Annotated in this window: 14 protein-coding genes; 2 read left to right on the top strand and 12 right to left on the bottom strand. The window is 72.8% G+C overall.

Annotated elements, in window-relative coordinates:
- Positions 1-32 precede the first annotated feature (32 nt).
- Entirely contained in the window at positions 33-725 is a 693-nt protein-coding gene (locus tag ACZ53N_RS17780; RefSeq protein ID WP_469141759.1) for a DUF5995 family protein, read from the top strand.
- A gap of 55 nt (positions 726-780) precedes the next feature.
- Here the strand turns inward: ACZ53N_RS17780 and ACZ53N_RS17775 are convergent, their stop codons facing one another.
- The 10 genes from ACZ53N_RS17775 to fmt all read right to left on the bottom strand — a co-directional run bounded on the left by ACZ53N_RS17775 (position 781) and on the right by fmt (position 13,518).
- On the bottom strand, positions 781-2,499 hold the full coding sequence (locus ACZ53N_RS17775) for a flavin monoamine oxidase family protein (protein ID WP_418098548.1): 1,719 nt from the start codon (positions 2,497-2,499) through the stop codon (positions 781-783).
- An 85-nt stretch (positions 2,500-2,584) separates the two neighbouring features.
- Positions 2,585-3,394, bottom strand: a complete 810-nt coding sequence (locus tag ACZ53N_RS17770) for a carbon-nitrogen hydrolase family protein (protein ID WP_469141758.1) — start codon at positions 3,392-3,394, stop codon at positions 2,585-2,587.
- A gap of 400 nt (positions 3,395-3,794) precedes the next feature.
- Positions 3,795-4,712 carry a LysR family transcriptional regulator gene (locus ACZ53N_RS17765; RefSeq protein ID WP_469141757.1) on the bottom strand — a complete coding sequence of 306 codons (918 nt, stop codon included), beginning with the start codon at positions 4,710-4,712 and terminating at the stop codon, positions 3,795-3,797.
- Between the two features lie 93 nt (positions 4,713-4,805).
- Positions 4,806-5,261: an Lrp/AsnC family transcriptional regulator gene (locus ACZ53N_RS17760; RefSeq protein ID WP_398051722.1), complete on the bottom strand. Its 456-nt coding sequence runs from the start codon at positions 5,259-5,261 to the stop codon at positions 4,806-4,808.
- Between the two features lie 10 nt (positions 5,262-5,271).
- Complete coding sequence (locus ACZ53N_RS17755) at positions 5,272-6,807, bottom strand: amino acid permease (RefSeq protein ID WP_469141756.1); 1,536 nt, start codon at positions 6,805-6,807, stop codon at positions 5,272-5,274.
- Positions 6,808-7,304: 497 nt separating this feature from the next.
- Entirely contained in the window at positions 7,305-8,747 is a 1,443-nt protein-coding gene (locus ACZ53N_RS17750) for a GuaB1 family IMP dehydrogenase-related protein (RefSeq protein WP_469141755.1), read from the bottom strand.
- Positions 8,748-9,017: 270 nt separating this feature from the next.
- Positions 9,018-10,007, bottom strand: coding sequence for a sugar-binding transcriptional regulator (locus tag ACZ53N_RS17745; RefSeq protein WP_469141859.1), 990 nt, complete (start codon positions 10,005-10,007; stop codon positions 9,018-9,020).
- A 148-nt stretch (positions 10,008-10,155) separates the two neighbouring features.
- Positions 10,156-10,842: a ribulose-phosphate 3-epimerase gene (gene rpe / locus ACZ53N_RS17740; RefSeq protein WP_469141754.1), complete on the bottom strand. Its 687-nt coding sequence runs from the start codon at positions 10,840-10,842 to the stop codon at positions 10,156-10,158.
- Positions 10,843-11,084: 242 nt separating this feature from the next.
- Entirely contained in the window at positions 11,085-12,530 is a 1,446-nt protein-coding gene (locus ACZ53N_RS17735) for an RsmB/NOP family class I SAM-dependent RNA methyltransferase (protein ID WP_469141753.1), read from the bottom strand.
- Positions 12,531-12,582: 52 nt separating this feature from the next.
- The gene (gene fmt / locus ACZ53N_RS17730; RefSeq protein ID WP_469141752.1) at positions 12,583-13,518 is read right to left on the bottom strand and encodes a methionyl-tRNA formyltransferase; all 936 of its coding nucleotides are present in this window, start codon (positions 13,516-13,518) and stop codon (positions 12,583-12,585) included.
- Positions 13,519-13,888: 370 nt separating this feature from the next.
- On the opposite strand from fmt, the gene ACZ53N_RS17725 reads away from it, so the two are divergent.
- Complete coding sequence (locus tag ACZ53N_RS17725; protein WP_469141751.1) at positions 13,889-14,395, top strand: hypothetical protein; 507 nt, start codon at positions 13,889-13,891, stop codon at positions 14,393-14,395.
- Between the two features lie 99 nt (positions 14,396-14,494).
- On the opposite strand, the gene ACZ53N_RS17720 is transcribed toward ACZ53N_RS17725, so the two are convergent.
- Together ACZ53N_RS17720 and ACZ53N_RS17715 are read right to left on the bottom strand one after the other, a co-directional pair.
- Positions 14,495-16,642 carry a primosomal protein N' gene (locus ACZ53N_RS17720; protein WP_469141750.1) on the bottom strand — a complete coding sequence of 716 codons (2,148 nt, stop codon included), beginning with the start codon at positions 16,640-16,642 and terminating at the stop codon, positions 14,495-14,497.
- A gap of 331 nt (positions 16,643-16,973) precedes the next feature.
- Positions 16,974-17,690: a TetR/AcrR family transcriptional regulator gene (locus ACZ53N_RS17715; RefSeq protein ID WP_469141749.1), complete on the bottom strand. Its 717-nt coding sequence runs from the start codon at positions 17,688-17,690 to the stop codon at positions 16,974-16,976.
- Between the last annotated feature and the right edge of the window lie 118 nt (positions 17,691-17,808).

The following is a 17,808-nucleotide window of genomic DNA, read 5'->3' as shown; positions in this document are numbered from 1 at the left end:
TACGTTGCGTACGCGCCTGTCACTCTGTGCGCATGACGACGACGCGGGCACAGTCGCACGTGCCCACCGGGATCGACGGCGTGCTGGCGCGGATGCGGGAGCTTCGGGCGGCGCTGCCCCCGGGCGACGGGGTGGCCGTCTTCAACCGGGTGTATCTGTCGGTCACCGAGGAGATCGGCCGGCGCGTGAGCGCGGGGGCGTTCGGAAACGCGGTGGCGGCGGCGGAGCTGGACGTCCGCTTCGCCGGGCGGTATCTCGCGGCGGTGGACCGCTGTTCCGCGGGCCGGCGGCCGCCCGCCTGCTGGCGGCCGCTGTTCCAGATGCGCGGCCACCCGGCCGTACGCCCGCTGCAGTTCGCGCTGGCGGGCATCAACGCCCACATCGGTCACGACCTGGCGCTCGCCCTCGCCGATACCTGCCGGATCCTGGGCGTCGAACCCCGCGCGCTGGAGGGCGACTTCGACCGGATCGGCGGACTGCTCGTCGCCCTGGAGGAGCGGATCCGTGAGGAGCTGATGCCGGGGCCGGATCTGCTGGACGTCGCCGATCCGCTGACGCATCTTGTGGGCTCGTGGAGCCTGGAGGCCGCGCGGGACGCGGCGTGGGCGTCGTTCCGCGCGCTGTGGGCGGTGCGCGGACTGCCCGATCTGGTGGCGGAGTTCACCGACCGCGTCGACGCGAGCGTCGGCCTGGTGGGGCGCTGCCTGCTCACCCCGCTGGGCTGACGGGAAAGGCCGAGGGCCCTGGAACCGGGGTGGTTCCAGGGCCCTTCGACGCATCTCAGTCCTCCGGCAGTTCCACCGGCGCGATCTCGTCGTAGACGTCACCGGGGCCGGGGTTCGTGGCGTCCGTGGCGCCGCCGAAGAGGTTCATCACACCCCACACCGCGTTGAGCGCGGTCTGCACCGCGCCCTCGGCCCAGCCGGCCGTCCAGGAGATGTCGTCACCCGCGAGGAACAGGCCGCGCTTGTCCTCGGGAAGGCGGTCCTGCATGAAGTGGGTGAACAGACGCCGCTGGTAGCGGTAGTGGCCCGGCAGGTTGGCCTTGAACGCGCCCATGAAGTAGGGCTCGTTCTCCCAGGAGACGGTGACCGGGTTGCCGATGATGTGACGGCGGATGTCGACCTTGGGGTAGATCTCGCCGAGCGACTTGAGCATGACCTCCATGCGCTCGTTCGCCGACAGCGGCAGCCACTTGAGGCTGTCGTCGCACCACGTGTACGACAGGCAGATGACGGCCGGCTTGTCCGGGCCGTCGTCCAGCAGGTACGTGCCGCGGGTCATCCGGTCGGTGAGCGTCATCGACATGACGTCACGGCCGGTCTCCTCGTCCTTGTCCAGCCAGAACGGCCGGTCGACGGGGACGAAGAGCTTGGAGGACTCCATGTAGTGGGTGCGCTCCATCGCCGTCCAGTGGTCGATGGGGAAGAGCGAGTCGTCGCACTCGATCTTCGACAGCAGCATCCAGGACTGCGCGGTGAAGACGGCGGCGCGGTAGGTGCTGATGTCACCGGTCGCGTCGGTGATGGTGATGCGGTTGCCGGCCGTGCGGTGCATCCGGGTCACGGCGGGACGGGGCTCGCCGTTGTGCAGCGAGGAGAGCGAGGTGCCCTGCGCCCAGTGGACGATCTTCTCGGGCTCGCGCTCCCACAGGCGCAGCGGCAGCTGCTGCGAGCCGCCGACGATGCCGCGGTGGTGGTCGTCGGCCTCGGTGTAGACGACGCGCAGGATCTCCAGGATGGAGTTGGGGAAGTCGGTGTCCCAACCGCCGGTGCCGAAGCCGACCTGGCCGAAGATCTCGCGGTGTTTGAAGGACTTGAAGGCCTCGGACTCGCAGAGGAAGCCGTAGAAGGTCTGGTTGTCGAGCTTCTCGACGAGCTTCGCCCAGATCTCACGGATGCGCGGCACATCGCGCTCGCGCATGGCCTGGTTCATGTCGGAGAAGTCCGCGCCCTCCTCCAGACAGGCGTTCCACGCGTTCATCACGTCGCGGTAGACCTGCGGAAGGTCGTCGACGGTGACGGCGTAGTGGGACTCGCCCTTGAGGTCGACGACCGTGGAGGGGGTGTCCGGCGCGAGCGGGTTGGGGAACGGCTTGGTCTCCAGCCCGACGAGGTCGATGTAGTGCTGGAAGGCGGTGGAGGACGGCGGGAAGCGCATGGCGCCCATCTCCGCGGTCAGCGGCCCGCTGTCGCCCTCGGCGTCACAGCCCTCGAAACCGACCGTCCGCAGCCGCCCGCCGATCTGGTCCGCCTCGTAGACGACGGGCTTGAGGCCCATCTTCATCAGCTCGTACGCGGCGATGATGCCGGACAGCCCGCCGCCGATGACGGCGACCTCGCTGCCGTGCTCGGTCGCCGGTATCTGGCCGAGGCCCGCCGGGTGGGCGAGGTAGTCGTCGTAGGCGTACGGGAAGTCCGGGCCGAACATGGTGATCGGCGGCGAGGCCTGGGCCTCGTGCTGCTCGTCGTGGACGGCGGTGGGCACCGTGGACGTCATCGGCGGGACTCCTACTGGCAGGGGGTGCGAAAGGGCTGGGGAAGAGCTGGGGGGTGCTGGGGTGACGGATCCGGGCCGGATCAGGTCAGGTGAGCCGTCCGTACAGCTCGGGGCGGCGGTCGCTCAGGTAGGTGTTCTCCGCGCGGGAGGCCTTGAGCAGTGCGGGGTCGACGTCGGCCACGATCAGGTCCTCGTCGGCCCCTGCCCGTGCCCGTACCGTCCCGTCGGGGGCGGCGAGGCAGCTGAGACCGGCGAAGGAGAAGTCGCCCTCGGTGCCGCAGCGGTTGGCGTAGGCGATGTAGAGCTGGCTCTCCCAGGCGCGGGCCGGGACGATCGTCTGGGGGACGATCTCGTACGGACGCATCAGCGCGGTCGGGGTGAGCAGCAGCTCGGTGCCGGCCAGCGCGTGGGCCCGTACGGGCTCGGGGAACTCGACGTCGTAGCAGATCAGCAGGCCGAGCCGGAGTCCGGCGAAGTCGGCCTGGACGACGGGCTCGTCGCCGGGCCGGAAGAAGGTGGTCTCGAAGTCACCGAAGAGGTGGGTCTTGCGGTAGTGGGCGAGGCGCTCGCCGTCCGGCCCGATGAGCTGGAGGGAATTGAAGATCACCGCCGGGTCGGCGCCGTCGCGCTCGGGGTAGCCGTAGCCGATGGCCAGGCCGTGCTCGGTGGCGATGCGCGCGACCGCCCGGGCGCCGGGGCCGTCGGCGGGCTCGGCGAGGTCGCGGACCGCGTCGCCGAGGGCGTAGCCGGTGAGGTACAGCTCGTTGGTGAGCAACAGCCGGGCGCCGGCGGCCGCGGCGCGGCGGGCGGCGCCGGCCAGGGCGGCGAGGCTGTCGGCGGTGGAGGTGGGAACGCCGCTGGGGCCTTGGTACAGCGCGATACGCAGCGGCGTCATGCGTCCTCTTCAGCCGATGGGGCGGATGCGGCTGACAAACAGCCGTGCAAACAGGTGTTCGTCAGACATTCATCAAGACGTTCTGACGGTACGGGTCGCTCTCTCGACCGGACAAGGCGCGACCGTTGCGCACCGACGGACGATTCGTTGCGCGTTGGCCGCCCTTCGCGCCGATTCGTTGCGCGGGCCGACTGAAGGATGATCGACAACACGCCGAGGTGACTCACCGGTAGCCTGCGGTCCCGGGGGGTGAGGCCCGGCGGTGTCCTCAATCGCCGGACGGGCTGATTTCAGCCTGTCCGGCGACCCCGGACGCGCCCGCAGGACGCCCGCCGCCGCAGGCGGCAAAGACGGCCCGCAGCCGAACATCCGCCGGCCAGGGCGAAAGGCGGCACAGCGGTCAGCAGCCGAAGGTCCGCCGGCCGAAGCCGGTCACGGCGTCCCGCACCAGGCCGCGCAGCCATCGGTGACCGCCGTCCGCCTCGTGGCGCGGGTGCCAGGCCATGGAGATCTCCAGCGGCGGCAGGTCCAGCGGGATCTCGAAGGTCTTGAGGCCCAGGGCGGCCGCGGCCGGTCCGCCGAGCCGCTCGGAGACGATGCCGACGGCGTCGGTGCCCGTGAGGACGTGCAGCGCCGCGCCGAAGGTGGGCACGGTGCCGAGGACGCGACGGCGCAGCCCATGGGCGGCGAGGGCGACGTCGATCGGGCCGGAGCGCCTGCCGCGCCGGGAGTCCAGCAGATGGCTCGCGGCGGCGAAGCGGCGCGGTGTCACGGTCCCTTCCAGCAGCGGATGGCCGGGGCGGGCGACGCCGACCATGCGGTCTTCGAGCAGCGGCTCGACGCGGACCTCCGGTTCGTCGCGGTCGATGACCCCGATCTCCAGGTCGATGACCCCGTCGCGCAGGGGTGCCACGCCCGTGGGGCCCTCGGCGAGGAAGCACAGGGTGACGCCCGGCGCCTCGCGGGAGGCTCCCTCGAGCAGGGCGGCGCCGAAGGCCAGCACGTTGCTGTCGTGGGCACTGAGGGTGAAGGTGCGCTCCAGCCCGGACGGGTCGGGGGTCTCCTCGGCCGCGAACAGCGAGCGGGCGGCGTCGAGGAGCCGGCGGACCGGGTCGCGCAGGGCGAGGGCGCGCGGGGTGGGGACCATGTGCCGCCCGGCGCGGACGAGCACGGGATCGCCGAGGGTCCGACGGATCCGGCCCAGGGTGCGGCTCATGGCGGGGCCGGACAGGCCGAGCCGGCCGGCGGCCGCGGTGACGGACTCCTCGGCGAGCAGCGCGTCGAGGGCGACGAGCAGATTGAGGTCGATCCCCGACAAGTCCCCCGCGGCCCGCCCTCACCGGGCTCGTTGCTCATGGCCCGGGTACCGGCCGCGTGCCGTGCGCGAAGGCGTGTCCCACGGCGGGCCCGCTCAGGAGGGCGCGCCGGAGGTGAAGCGGCGCAGCAGCGGGGAGAGCACCAGCACGGACTTGGTGCGTTCGACGAACGGCTCGCCCGCGATGCGCTCCAGCACCCGCTCGAAGTGGCGCATGTCGGAGGCGAAGACCTGGACGATGGCGTCCGCCTCACCGGTGACGGTCGAGGCGGACGCCACCTCCGGATAGCGCGACAGACCGCGGTGGATCGCCTCGGGCGAGGTGTTCCGGCGGCAGTAGATCTCGATGAAGCCCTCGGTTTCCCAGCCGAGCGCCGCCGGGTCCACCCGGACGGTGAACCCGGTGATGGCGCCCTCGGCGCGCAGCCGGTCCACGCGCCGCTTGACGGCGGGCGCGGACAGGCCTACCTCGGTGCCGATGTCGGCGTAGGAGCGCCGGGCGTCCTCGGCGAGGGCGTGGACGATGCGTTCGTCGAGATCGTTCAGTCGCACTGCGGGTGGATCACTTCTCTAGGGTTACCTGCGTCTCTTCCAGGGCGAGCCGCGAGCGGTTCTTCCCGTACAGGAAGTAGATCACGAGTCCGACGACCATCCAGCCGCCGAACCACTGCCAGGTGATGCCCGGCAGGTTCAGCATCATGTACACGCAGAAGCCGAAGCCGATGGCCGGGAAGACCGGGGCGAGCGGGATCCGGTGCGAGCCGAACGGAACGCTGACACCGAACAGCGGCACCTTGAAGCTGCGCGGCATGTCCGGGCGGGTGAAGAACAGCACGATGACGGCGATGTTCACGAGCCCGAAGGCGAAGAGCGTGCCGATGCTGGTGGCATCGGCCAGCTTGCCCAGCGGCACCGCGGCGGCGAGGAGGCCGCAGAACAGCGAGACGATGATGGTGTTCGCGCGCGGCACACCGGTCTTCTCGTGGACCTTGGAGAAGGTCTTGGGCACCAGCCCGTCGCGGGACATCGCGAAGAGGATGCGGGTCTGGCCGTAGAGCACGGTCAGCACGACGCTCGCGATGGCGATGACGGCACCGGCGGCGAGGAGCACGGCCCAGAAGCTCTGGCCGGTGACGTCCTTCATGATCCCCGCGAGCGCGGCCTCGGAGTCCTGGAAGTCGCCCCACGGCATGGCGCCGACGGCGATCGCGGCGACCAGGACGTAGATCGCGGTCACGATGAGCAGCGACAGCATGATCGCCTTGGGCAGGTCCTTCTTCGGGTCCTTGGCCTCCTCGCCCGCCGTGGAGGCGGCGTCGAAGCCGATGTAGGAGAAGAACAGGCTGGCGCCGGCGGCGGAGACGCCACCGAGGCCGAGCGGCATGAACGGCTTGTAGTTGCCGGCGCGGATGCCCATGAAGGCGACGGCGCAGAAGAGCAGCAGGGCCGCGATCTTCACACCGACCATGATGGTGTTGGCGCGGGCGCTCTCCTTGGCTCCGCCCAGCAGGAACGCCATGCACAGCAGGACGACGAGCAGTGCGGGCAGGTTGAAGATGCCGCCGTCGCCGGGCGGGTTGGACAGCGCGGCGGGGATCGTCACGCCGATCGTGCCGTCCAGCAGCTCGTTGAGGTACTCGCCCCAGCCGACCGCGACCGCCGCGACCGAGACGCCGTACTCCAGGATCAGGCACCAGCCGCAGACCCAGGCGACGATCTCGCCGAGGGTGGCGTAGGCGTAGGAGTACGAGGAGCCGGAGACGGGGATGGTGCCGGCCAGCTCCGCGTAGGACAGGGCCGAGAAGAGCGCCGTGAGACCGGCGAGGACGAACGAGATGATCACGGCGGGGCCGGCCTTGGGCACCGCCTCGCCGAGGACCACGAAGATGCCGGTGCCGAGCGTGGCCCCGATGCTGATCATGGTGAGCTGCCACATGCCCAGCGAACGCCGCAGCGAGCCGCCCTCACCCTGACCGCCCTCGGCCACGAGCCGCTCGACGGGCTTGCGCCGCATCAGACGGGCGCCGAGACCCGCGGTGGGCCGCGGGGACGACTGGTCGTCGCCGGTGGCGGGTGGCGCTGTGCCCTGGTCCAACACTGGGTGGCTCCGTTCATCGCTGCCGGTCGAGGGCAGGTCCGACGACGGGCCACTCGGGGGGTGCGGGCACGGCGAAGCCGATGTCCGGAAAACGAGGGGGACCGCCGAGCAAGCGGTACCCGCCACTCCACGTACAGCGCAGACCCTACGAGGTGGGTGCCTGCGCTCGTAATGCACCATCCTTGCGTATGCGCGTACGAACGTTGCGCGCGGGGGCCCGGAATGGGTGATCGTTGCACACCTCATCATGAATCGGTACATGTCGCCGCCCGGCGGCCACGCGGGAGGAACCTGAGGGAACCTCCCCTTCCGGGATGTTCGACAGGAGTTCGGAAGATATTCACGGGCATGGGCGGACATTCGCGCGGCATAAAAGCCGCACGCCGGACGCGGGGGCGCAGCGGGAAAGGACAACGGGGCGTGGCCGGAAGGCCACGCCCCGTCGGGAACGCTCAGCGGTCGGCCGCTCGGCCGTCCGCGTAAATGTTCGCTGATCGTTACTGCCAGCTGGCGTGCAGCGGCTTGCCCTCCGCGTAGCCCGCGGCGCTCTGCACGCCGACGACGGCGCGCTCGGCGAACTCCTCCAGGGAACCCGCGCCCGCGTAGGTGCAGGAGGAACGGACGCCCGCGATGATCGAGTCGATCAGGTCCTCGACGCCCGGGCGGGCCGGGTCGAGGAACATGCGGGAGGTGGAGATGCCCTCCTCGAACAGGCCCTTGCGCGCCCGGTCGTAGGCCGACTCCTCGCTGGTGCGGTTGCGCACGGCACGGGCCGAGGCCATGCCGAAGCTCTCCTTGTACAGCCGCCCCTCGGCGGTCTGCTGGAGGTCGCCCGGGGACTCGTACGTACCGGCGAACCAGGAGCCCACCATCACGTTGGACGCGCCGGCGGCGAGCGCCATGGCGACGTCACGCGGGTGACGGACGCCACCGTCGGCCCAGACGTGCTTGCCGAACTTCTTGGCCTCGGCGGCGCACTCCAGGACGGCGGAGAACTGCGGGCGGCCGACACCGGTCATCATGCGGGTGGTGCACATGGCGCCGGGGCCCACACCGACCTTGATGATGTCCGCGCCGGCCTCGATGAGGTCGCGCACACCCTCGGCGGCGACGATGTTGCCCGCCACGATCGGGACCTGGGGGTCCAGCGCGCGGACGGCCTTGATCGCGCTGATCATCGATTCCTGGTGACCGTGCGCGGTGTCCACGACGATCGTGTCCGCACCGGCCTCCAGCAGCTGCTTGGCCTTGCCGGCCACGTCGCCGTTGATGCCGACGGCCGCGGCGATGCGCAGCTTGCCGTCCGCGGCGGTGGCGGGGGTGTAGAGCGTCGCGCGCAGGGCGCCCTTGCGGGTCAGGATGCCGGCGAGGCGGCCGTCCTTGTCCACCGCGGGAGCCAGCTTGCGGTGGGCCGCGTCGAGCTGGTTGAACGCCTCGCGCGGGTCGATGTCGGCGTCGAGGAGCAGCAGCTCCGTCGACATGACCTCGGACAGCTGGGTGAAGCGGTCCACACCGGTCAGGTCCGACTCGGTGACGACACCGACCGGACGCTGCTCGCCGTCGACGACGACGCCCGCGCCGTGCGCCCGCTTGTGCAGCAGCGACAGCGCGTCGGCGACGGTCTGGGTGGGGGCGAGGACGATGGGGGTGTCGAGCACCAGGTGCCGGCTCTTGACCCAGGAGATGACGTCGGTGACGACCTCGATCGGAATGTCCTGGGGGATGACGACGAGGCCACCGCGGCGGGCGACCGTCTCGGCCATCCGCCGGCCTGCGATCGCGGTCATGTTGGCGACCACGAGCGGGATGGTGGTGCCGGTCCCGTCCGGCGCCGACAGGTCGACGCCCTGCCGGGAACCGACCGCGGAGCGGCTCGGCACCATGAACACATCGTCGTACGTCAGGTCGTACGGCGGCTTCTGGTCATTGAGGAAACGCACGTGCTGAACATCCAAGTCGTTCGGAGGTGACCCTCGACAAGCTCATGCCGAGGAAAGAGCACGTACTTCATTGTCCCATGTCGACCTGAATGCGATGCCCGGGACGAACGTCCAGGCTCCCCGGGACGGCGTGGTCCGATTCTCCAAACTCCGGGGCCTGCCCGGCGGATTTTCGTGGATCAGCGAGCGGCGCCGGGGCCACCCCTCCCGGCGGTAGCCGGGGAAGCGCGTCCGGGCGCCGGGAGCCCGGGAAGATCCGCCGGACAGGCGCTACGCGCCGTCCGGGTCCGCGCGGTCCAGGGCCGGGCGGGGGCCCGGGCCGGTCTCCAGCAGCAGATAGTCCGCCGCGGCGGTGTCCGTCACCAGGCTGGTGACCAGCCCGGAGCGCAGCACCGCGCCGATCGCCGCCGCCTTGCGGAGCCCGCCGGCGATCGCGACGACCTCCGGTATGCGGCGCAGCCGGTCGGCCTCGACGGTGATGCAGCGCTCCCCCAGGTCACGGCCGATGCGGCGGCCCTCGGCGTCGAAGAGGTGCGCGGACATCTCGGCGGCCGCCCCGAGCGAGGCGTACTGCGCGCGCTCCTCCTCGCCGAGCATGTCGTAGACGGTCGAGATGCCCGGCGCCCAGGAACCGATGGAGACGGCCGCGACGGTGACCTTGTCGAAGTAGTCGAAGGCGCGGGCGATGCCTGTCTGGCCGCGCAGCGCCGCGGCGGTGGCCGAGTCGGGCAGCAGCATCGGGGCGTAGATCGGGTGCGCCTCGCCGCCGGACACCTGCGCCGCCCGGCGCACGGCCTCCACCGAGCCGCGCTCGGCGGTGCCCGCGTCGTAGACGCCGGTGAGCTGGACGACCGTGCACGGCGGCAGCCGGTGCAGGGCCGCGGCCATGTGGATGGTCGAGCGGCCCCAGGCGAGGCCGAGCACATCGCCCTCGTTCACCAGCTCGCCGAGCAGGTCAGCGGCCACCTCGCCGAGGTTCTCCGGATCGGGCGCGTCATCGCTCGCATCGGCCGGTGACTCGACGACGACCGCGTGCCGCAGGCCGTAGCGGGCGCGCAGGGCGTCGGAACGCTCCGCGTCCAGCTCGGCCGGCACCCGGATCTCGATCCGCACGAGATCGCGCTCGAGAGCCGTCTCCAGCACCCGGGCCACCTTGAAGCGGCTCACGCCGAACTCCTCGGCGATCTGGATCTTCGACTTGCCCTCGAGGTAGAAGCGGCGGGCCATGGCCGCCGCCTGCACCAGCTCGGCGGGCCCCATCGGCGTGGCTGAACGGCCCGTCGACACCGCGGTCTCCTCACTACTGCGTTGAAGCTGTGGACTTATCACCGTCATCCTGTCAGAAACGGCGGTCCTTGATCAGGCCTTGACCTTCGCCCTCAGCATTTCGGGCGAGCGGACCGAAGGCTCAGTGCCGACAGGACCAGGCCGCCGCGGCGGTGGCGTCCTCCGCCTGCGCGCGCAGCGCCCGCACGGCCGCGGCCGGGTCGTCCTTGCCGTACACGGCGGATCCGGCGACGAAGACGTCCGCGCCGGCCTCCGCGCACCGCTCGATGGTGTCGGCCGAGACCCCGCCGTCGACCTGAAGCCACAGCTCCAGACCGTGCCGCGAAATCAGCTCACGGGTCCGGCGGATCTTCGGAAGCATGATGTCGAGGAACGCCTGCCCGCCGAAGCCGGGCTCAACCGTCATGATCAGCAGCATGTCCAGCTCGGGCAGCAGATCCTCGTACGGCTCGATCGGCGTCGCCGGCTTGAGCGCCATGGAGGCCTGGGCCCCCTTGGCCCGGATCTCCCGCGCGAGGCGCACCGGCGCGGCGGCGGCCTCGGCGTGGAAGGTCACGGACCCCGCCCCGGCCTCGACGTACTGCGGCGCCCAGCGGTCCGGGTCCGCGATCATCAGATGGCAGTCCAGCGGCGTCTCGGTGGCCCGGCTCAGCGACTCGACGACCGGCACGCCGAGCGTCAGATTGGGCACGAAGTGATTGTCCATCACGTCGACATGGAGCCAGTCGGCGCCCTTCACGGCCTCCGCCTCGTCGGCGAGGCGGGCGAAGTCCGCGGACAGGATGCTGGGGTTGATCTGCACGGCCATGCCCCAAGCCTGCCATGCCCACGCCGCGGTCTTGACGCCGGAGTCAGCAATCGGCTCCGCCGGCCGGGTGGAGGGGAAGATTCCGCCTGCGGCGGAGGGCGCCCTGCGGGCGCGTCCTCAATCGCCGGACGGGCTTGATGTGGCCGAGCTCGGCCAAGCAGCCCGCTGGGGGCACCTCCCAGCGGCAGCTGGGGGAGATTGAGGACACCGCCGCGCAGCGGAGGTGCACTCGCCACCGGCCGTCAGGCCGTCCGGCGCAGCAGGGCCAGGTACATCGCGTCCGTGCCGTGCATGTGCGGCCACAACTGGACGTCGGGGCCGTCGCCCAGTGCGGGCACACCCGGCATCAGCGGACGGGCGTCGATCCACTCGGCGCTCGCCGCCGGGCCGCCCCGGCCCTTGAGCACGTCCTCGACCACCGCGCGGGTCTCGGCGGGGTGCGGGGAGCACGTCGCGTAGCCGACGACGCCGCCGACCCGCACGGCGGCCAGCGCCTCGCGCAGCAGCCCCCGCTGCAGGGGCGCGAAGCCGTCCAGGTCCTCGGGGCGGCGGCGCCAGCGGGCCTCGGGGCGGCGGCGCAGCGCGCCGAGGCCGGTGCAGGGCACGTCGACGAGGACCCGGTCGAAGGACTCCGGGCGCCACGGCGGGCGGGTGCCGTCCGCGGCGATGACCTGGTACGGGCCGGGGTTGCCGGCCAGGGCCCGCTCGACGAGCCGGGCGCGGTGCGGCTGCTTCTCTGAGGCCAGCAGGCTCGCGCCGCGCTGGGCGGCGAGCGCGCCGAGCATCGCGGCCTTGCCGCCGGGGCCCGCGCAGCCGTCCAGCCAGCGGGCGTCGGGGCCCTCCACCGGGGCACCCGCGAGGGCGAGGGCGACCAGCTGGCTGCCCTCGTCCTGGACGCCCGCGCGGCCCTCGGCGACGGCCTGCAGCGCACCGGGCTCGCCGCCCTCGGCGAGCCGCACGGCGTACGGCGACCAGCGGCCGGGCAGGCCTGAGTCCTCGCCCACCGCGGCCAGCAGCTCCTCGACCGTCGAGCGCCCGGGGCGGGCGACGAGGGTGACCTCGGGCCGTTCGTTGTCGGCCTCCAGCAGGTCCTCGATGCCGGCCCGGCCGCCACCGAGGGCGTCCCAGAGGGCGGAGACGATCCAGCGCGGGTGCGAGTGGACGACGGCGAGGTGCGCCTCGGGGTCGTCCTCGTACGGCGGAGCGACTCGTTCCAGCCAACCGTCGAGGTCATGAGCGGTGATCTTCCGGAGCACCGCGTTGACGAATTTGGCCCGCCCGTCGCCGAGGACGACCCGCGCCAGCTCGACGCTGGCCGACACCGCGGCGTGGGCGGGGATGCGCGTACCGAGCAGCTGGTGCGCGCCGAGGCTCAGCACGTCCAGCACCGGCGGGTCGACCTCGCGCAGCGGCCGGTCGACGCAGGACGCGATGATCGCGTCGTACGTGCCCTGGCGGCGGAGCGTGCCGTAGACGAGCTCCGTGGCGAGGGCCGCGTCCCGCGCGTCGAAGCCGCCGCCCTCGCGGGCCTTGCGCAGCAGGGGCGGCAGCACGAGGTTCGCGTACGCGTCCCGCTCGTCCACGGCCCGCAGGGCCTCGAAGGCCAGGATCCGCACCGGGTCCTTCTGGGGACGGCGGTAGGGCTTCGCAGGGCGGCTGGGCTGGCGACGCGGCGCGCGATCGTTCACGAAAGGTGCTCCGGAGCTGGGGTGGTGAAGGGGTCCAGCGTACGCGCTGCGATTACCCGACGCCGAGCCGCTCGCCTGCGGCGATACGGACGCCGCGGGCCCAGTCGGCGGCCTTCATCGGCTTCTTCCCCTGCGGCTGGACCCACAGGAGCTCCACGGCGTGCGAACCGGTGCCGACATGCAGGGAGTTCTTCGCGGCGGCGATCTCGCCGGGCGTCAGATCGGTGCGGTCGGGGGCCGGGGCCACCGACATGACCTTCAGCCGCTCGCCGCGGAAGAGCGTCCAGGCACCGGGGGCGGGGGCGCAGCCGCGCACCACGCGGTCGACGCGCAGGGCCGGCGCGGACCAGTCCAGCTGGGCGTCCTCGACATTGATCTTCGGGGCGAGGGAGATGCCCTCGGCGGGCTGCGGTACGGCCTTGAGGGTGCCGTCCTCGATGCCGTCCATGGTCGCCAGCAGCAGCCCGGACCCGGCGAACGCGAGCCGGGTGAGCAGGTCACCGCTGGTGTCGGTCGGCCGGACCTGCTCGGTCAGCACGCCGAAGACGGGCCCGGAGTCGAGCCCCTCCTCGATCAGGAAGGTGGAGGCTCCGGTGACCTCGTCGCCCGCGAGGATCGCGTGCTGCACGGGGGCCGCGCCGCGCCACGCGGGCAACAGCGAGAAGTGCAGGTTGACCCAGCCGTGGGCGGGGATCTCCAGGGCGGCCTTCGGCAGCAGCGCGCCGTAGGCGACGACCGGGCAGCAGTCGGGGGCGATCTCGCGGAGCCGGGCGAGGAAGTCCGGCTCGCGCGGCTTGGCGGGCTTGAGCACCTCGATCCCCGCCTCCTCCGCGCGCTGGGCGACGGGGCTCGCGACGAGCCGGCGGCCGCGCCCGGCGGGGGCGTCGGGCCGGGTGATCACGGCGACGACCTCGTGCCGGTCCGAGGCGAGCAGGGCGTCGAGGGCGGGTACGGCGACCTCGGGGGTACCGGCGAAGACGAGCCTCATGGGTGGCGAACTACCTCTCAAGCGCCGAGCGGAACGGCGCCCCAGTCTAGTGCGGTGATCACGGGCGGACCACGGCTGGGCGAGGGCCGGGCCTCGACGGGACCGGGCCGGGGTGCTGCCGCGGCCCGCTCCCCCGTCCGCCGTGCCGGAAGGCCCGGAATCGAGGGGCGTAAGGGGTCGCCGCGCGCCCCATTTCATCTGACGTGCGCCCCCATACCGTGACCCGGCGGCCTGTGGCGCGTTGTGGTCAAGAGAGATTGACCGAAAACGGGCCGCTGCCGCGGCCCGCTCCCGTTCTCGGTCCGCTCGCACCTTTTCCGTTTGTTCCGCTTTCTCCGTCCTTTTCACCGCCGGTCCGAGAGGCTTGTTCATGGCCGACCACGCAACCCACGACGCCCAGGCACGGGCCAGCCTGCATCTTCTGGTGCGGGACATCGAGCGGGTCCGCCGACAGGTGGACGCGCTGCGTACCCTCACCGCCCAGCTGGGCAATGTCTACCGCCCCCGCCGCACGGGCCCCTCCGCGGGCTTCGTCGTCTACGGGCGCGCCCCCGCCCCGACCGTCCGGCTGGCACAGGAGCTGCGCGACAGCGTCGAGACGCTGGTGACGGCGGCGGTGGACTTCGACCGTTCGCTGGGCTTCTCGTGGGACGCGGTCGGTTCGGCGCTCGGCGTCACCAAGCAGGCCGTGCACCGCCGCTACGGCGCCCGCCGCAGCAACGGCCAGGTCCCCGCCGAGGGCACCGAGGCGGTACGCACCGCCGAGCCGCAGTCCGTGCCGATCGTCCCCGCCGCCCGCTCCATGCCGGGCCAGCCGCCCGTGCCGCACCGCGACGAGCCCCGCCCCCCGGCCTTCCCGGGCCCGCGCAACGGCTGACGGCCCGACGCGACGGCTGCCACCGGCGCGGCACCGCGCCCGAGGGCGGCACGTGGCCGTTCCGGGAGAGCGTTGCCGACGCCGGGGCCGCGGCCCCGGCTAGCCGATATCCGGCGGATCGATGCGCAGGCGGACCGGCTCCCCGTCACGGCGCGCCAGCCGCGCGGCCTGCGCCGTCTTGAGGGCGGCGGCCAGCGCGGCCCCCTGCCCGGGGCGCACCCGCAGCAGGGCCCGCTCCCAGCTCTCCCCCGGCGGCGGGTCACCCGCGCGGCGCGGCCGGCCGGGCGCCGGCACCGGCAGTGGCACCGGCCCGAGCACCTCGGTGCCGTCCGGCAGCCGCGCCGCGGCGATCAGCTCGGCCACGGCGTCCGGGGGCCCGGCGACCGCCGCCATCCGGGACACGGGCGGAAAGCCCAGCTCGGCGCGGTCGGCCAGCTCACGCACCGCGTGTCCGGCCGGGTCCCAGCGGACCAGCGCCTGCACGGGCCGCAGCGTCGGCTCGGCGACGACGACCACGGTGCCACCCGCGTCCTGGCCCCGGACCAGCGCCGCCGCGCCGAGCCAGCGGCGCAGCGCCTCCTCGCCCGCCCGCAGGTCGGGGCGGCCGAGGAGGGCCCAGCCGTCCAGCAACAGGGCCGCCGCGTAACCGCCCTCGGCGACGGGCTCGGCGCCGGGCGTGGAGACGACGATGGCGGGCCGGTCCGGGACCGTGTCCAGCACATGGTCGCGCCCGGAGGTCCGTACGGGCACGGCGGGAAACGCGCGGCCCAGCTCCTCGGCAGTGCGCCGGGCCCCCACAATCTGTGCGCGCAGCCGGAAGCCGCCGCACTCCCCGCAGTGCCAGTCCCGGGCCTCCACCCCACACCATGTGCAGTGCAGCGCACCGTCGTCCCCGCGCGCCTCCAGCGGGCCCGCGCAGTGCGCGCACCGGGCGGGCTCCCGGCACCGCTCACAGGCCAGCCGGGGCACGTAGCCCCGGCGCGGCACCTGGACGAGGACGGGTCCGTGCTTGAGGCCCTCCCGGGCGGCCTGCCAGGCGAGCGTGGGCAGCCGGGCGGCGCGGGCCGCCTCGTCCCGCGCCTGGTCGGCGTCCCCGACCGTACGGATCAGGGGGGCGGTGGCCCGCACTCGCTCACGCGGGGCCGTCAGCGGCAGCGCCCAGCCGGTGTCCACGAGCTGCGCCGCCTCGACCGTGCAGCCGAACCCGCCGAGCAGGAACGCGGCCTTCTCGTGCGCGGCCCGCAGCTGGAGCACCTCGCGCGCGTGCGGCTGCGGGGCATGCTGCTCGCTGTGGCTGGAGTCGCCGTCGTCCCAGATGGCCGCGAGGCCGAGGTCGCGGACGGGGGCGAACATCGCGGCCCGGGTGCCCACCACGGCCCGTACGGAACCACGACTGACCGCGAGCCAGCGGCGGTAGCGCTCCTCGGGCCCGATGTCGGCGGTCAGCAGCACATGGCGGCCGGCGCCGAGCTGTTCGGTGAGCGCGGCATCGACCCGGGCCGCGGCCCGGCCGTCCGGCACGACGATCAGCGCGCCGCGACGCGAGGCGAGCGCGGCGGCGGCGGCCCGCGCCAGCTCCTCGGGCCAGTGCGGGCCGGGCAGGGCGGTCCATACCGCCCGGGGGGCGTCGCCCCGCGCGACGGCGTCGAGGAAGGCGGGCCCCGTCGGATAGCGGGCCCAGCTGCCGGGCTCCGGGGGCGCGGGCGGCGGCACCGGCTCGGGCGACGCCTCGGACTCGATACGGGCGTGCCGGGGCGGCACGGCCAACTGCAGGACATCGGCGAGGGAGCCCGCGTACCGGTCCGCGACGGACCGGCAGAGCTGGAACAGGGCGGGGCCGAGCACCGGCTCCGGGGACAGCACCTGGGCGATGGCGGCCAGCGGGCCCTGATAGTCGGACTCGGCCACCCGGGCGACGATGTAGCCGTCGAGCAGCCCGCCGCCCTCCCGGCGACCGCCGCGCACATTCCGGGCACCGGCGCCGAACCGCACCCGCACCCGCGTGCCCGGCTGAGCGTCGGCGTCCAGCTCGAGCGGCACCGCGTAGTCCCACAGGCGGTCGAGGTGGACCGGGCCCTTGTCGACCAGCACGCGCGCGACGGGCAGCTCCTTGGCCAGCTCGGCCCCCCGCCAGGTGCGCGGCTTGGCCCGCGGCACCTTGGCCTTGCGCACGGTCTCGCGAATGAACGCGAGCTGCTCCGCCTGTTCCCCCGCGGGCTCCCCGGGTCGCCCGTTCTCGCTGCTCACAGCCTCAGTCTTAGCAGACGCCACTGACAGGGGCGGCACGCTGCCGGGGTGCCCGAGATCAAGGTCGGTGACGGTGTGCTCGTGCCTTGGACCGCTCGGCCACATCGGCTCTCACGAGCCGATGACAGGATTCGAACCTGCGAGAGGCTCATGCGCCTCGGAAGGATCCGTCGCCTGCGCACCGGGCACCCCGGAGCTGCCGCTCACCCTACGGGCCCGGCCCCCTTCGTACGGTGCGGCGGCATCGGGATCACGCGTCCCTGCCCTTCGTGCCGAGCCTGCGCCAGTAGCGCCGCCACGACGTCGTCTCGCCGTGTACTCCGGCGTGCGTTCAGTCCGTGGGGGCGCCGAGGGTGGTCAGGATGTCGGTGATGGTGTGCTCGAAGAGGGGTTCCGGGTCGGTGAGGGCGAAGTCGAGGTGGCCGAATGCCTCGATGGCGACGGTTCCGTAGAGCCTGGTCCAGCAGGCGACGAAGACGTAGATCACCTCCAGCGGGACCGGCTCGCCGGCCAGGTGCTCCCGCACTTCTTCGAGCTGCGTGATCCAGGCCCTGTCGAGTGTGGTGGGTGGCTGGATGCCGCCGCGGTGCCACAGCTGGACCATGAGCTCCAGGATGATGCCGCCGAAACGCCAGCTGGGGTCGTGGGCGGCGGTTCCGGGGGTGGTGTCGGCGTCCGTGAGCGGCTTGGTGAACAGCAGGCCGAACTCGCGGGGGTGGCTCAGCGCCCAGTGGCGGAGTTTCCGGCTCACCGCCCGCAGTCTTTCCCCTGGTTCGGAGGCGGGTTCCTGGTCGCGTGCGGTGGCCAGAGCGGTGGCGAGCTCCTCGTACAGGTGGGACGTCAGGGCCTGGATCAGGTCGCGGTGGCTGGGGTGGTAGCGGTACAGGCCGGGGGCGCTCATGCCCATCTCGCGGGCGATGGCCCGCAGGGTGACGGCGGCCGGGCCCTGTTCGACGAGCAGGCGGCGGGCGGTGCGCAGGATCTCCTCCAGCGCGTCCTCGCGGACCCGGTGCCGGCGGCCCGGGGAGGGATTGCCTGTGCTGGTCACGGCGGCCTTTCGGTCTGTGCCTTCTAGACGAGTCATTCCGATGTGATCAGTGGTCATAAGCGATCAAGGAGCGTATGACGGGCTGGCCGGTCTTGTGGTTGTGCCAGATCGCGGCGGC

This window comes from Streptomyces sp. NPDC033229 (assembly GCF_055576875.1).
The sequence above is the reverse complement of the archived record's forward strand: the minus strand, read 5'-3'. Positions and strand labels throughout refer to the sequence as shown.

Excerpts from the sequence above, each read along its gene's own strand:
- ACZ53N_RS17780 (WP_469141759.1), top strand. The coding sequence starts at position 33 with ATGACGACGACGCGGGCACAGTCGCACGTGCCCACCGGGATCGACGGC.
- ACZ53N_RS17775 (WP_418098548.1), bottom strand. The coding sequence starts at position 2,499 with ATGACGTCCACGGTGCCCACCGCCGTCCACGACGAGCAGCACGAGGCC.
- ACZ53N_RS17770 (WP_469141758.1), bottom strand. The coding sequence starts at position 3,394 with ATGACGCCGCTGCGTATCGCGCTGTACCAAGGCCCCAGCGGCGTTCCC.
- ACZ53N_RS17745 (WP_469141859.1), bottom strand. The coding sequence starts at position 10,007 with ATGGGGCCCGCCGAGCTGGTGCAGGCGGCGGCCATGGCCCGCCGCTTC.
- rpe (WP_469141754.1), bottom strand. The coding sequence starts at position 10,842 with ATGGCCGTGCAGATCAACCCCAGCATCCTGTCCGCGGACTTCGCCCGC.
- fmt (WP_469141752.1), bottom strand. The coding sequence starts at position 13,518 with ATGAGGCTCGTCTTCGCCGGTACCCCCGAGGTCGCCGTACCCGCCCTC.
- ACZ53N_RS17725 (WP_469141751.1), top strand. The coding sequence starts at position 13,889 with ATGGCCGACCACGCAACCCACGACGCCCAGGCACGGGCCAGCCTGCAT.